Origin of the sequence: Nesterenkonia sp. F (genome assembly GCF_000220985.1) — a bacterium.
In the GTDB taxonomy this organism is placed as follows: Bacteria; Actinomycetota; Actinomycetes; order Actinomycetales; family Micrococcaceae; genus Nesterenkonia.
This window is the reverse complement of sequence record NZ_AFRW01000031.1, coordinates 1-1,284: the sequence shown is the minus strand read 5'-3', so window position 1 is coordinate 1,284 and position 1,284 is coordinate 1. Positions and strand designations below refer to the sequence as shown.

Here is a 1,284-nt window from a genome sequence, read left to right as displayed (position 1 = left end):
CGGTCAGCTCGTCCCGGAGATCGCGTCGGGACGGGCGGGGTCGAGCACGGAGGCCGGGTCGAAGAACGTCTGGAGGACCTCATGCTCGCCCTGCACGGCGGCCTTCAGCGAGATCCCGTCGACGTTGATCCGCGCCTGCCGCATGTAGGACTCGTCGAACTGGCCCCAGGCGGTCGTGCTGGCGTCGACGTTGAAGAAGGCGTCGAATCCCTGGGACTTCAGGAAGTCGAAGCAGGGCCCGGAATAGTGCTCGATGCCGGCGATGTCCGCGCCGAAGGGATAGATCAGCAGATCGGTCTCGCCGACCAGCGGTTCGACCTCGTCCTTCCAGCGCTTCATGTCGGCACGGACCGCAGCGGTGGAGGTGCCGCCGCAGTCGATGTGGCCCCAGGTGTGGGAGGCGAACTCCCAGCCGCTCTCACGCAGGGCTGCGGCGACCTCGGTCGCGGTGTCCCGCGACTGGGCGAGATGGTCGTTCTCCTCGCCGTTGGCCGTCGGCGAAGTGCGGTAACCCAGCACACCGTCGTAACCGGTCATCGCGATCACACCCCTGGCGCCGGTCGGCGAGAAGTCGGGATGCTCGTCGATGAAGTCGTCGAGCAGCGGCACCACGTCGTAGCTGCCGGTGTGCTCGGCCCCCGAGGCGTCGACGTAGGTGTTGGTCACCCGGCCGCCCTCGACTTTCAGGGTCGAGGCGAACCCGTCGCCCTCCATGTAGGAGTAGTAGGAGACGTCGTCGACGGAGAGCACCAGCGGCTTCTTCCCCTTCGGCACCTCCAGTTCGGCGCGGCTCACCGCGCCGGCGTCGTCGACGGTGAACAGATCATGCGGGCTGACCAGGACATAGCCGTTCTGGTGGACCTGCTCCAGGATCGCGGTGAACTCCTCGACGGTGACCATGTAGTCCAGATAGCCCGCCGCCCGGGAGTCGCCGTCGAAGGCTCGCTGGGGGTCGACGACCAGCGAGTGGAAGAACAGATGCGAGACTGCCGCGACGTCGCCCCAGACCTCGGTCTCGACCTCGGGGGTCGGCTCCTCCGACGGAGACGTCGAGGGACTCGGATCCTGGGACGGGGATGAGCCGGGGGACGAAGACCGTGCGGCGCTCTCCGGCTCCGTACTGCTGCAGGCGCTGACGACGAAGGCTCCGACCGAAGCGGCCGCCAGACCGACGGCCGACCGTCGTGAGATATCCATGAGTGCAGGTCCTGACCCTCGCGGAGTGCTGACCCGTGCACGCTACCAGCGGGTCGGTCCGCCCGACGGCGAATGAAACAAGTGTTT

The 1,284-nt window shown here is 67.4% G+C and carries 1 protein-coding gene; it reads right to left on the bottom strand.

The features are described from left to right. Nucleotides 1-3: 3 nt before the first annotated feature. Entirely contained in the window at nucleotides 4-1,197 is a 1,194-nt protein-coding gene (locus GU5_RS0103155) for a polysaccharide deacetylase family protein (RefSeq protein ID WP_010524131.1), read from the bottom strand. Nucleotides 1,198-1,284: the final 87 nt, after the last annotated feature.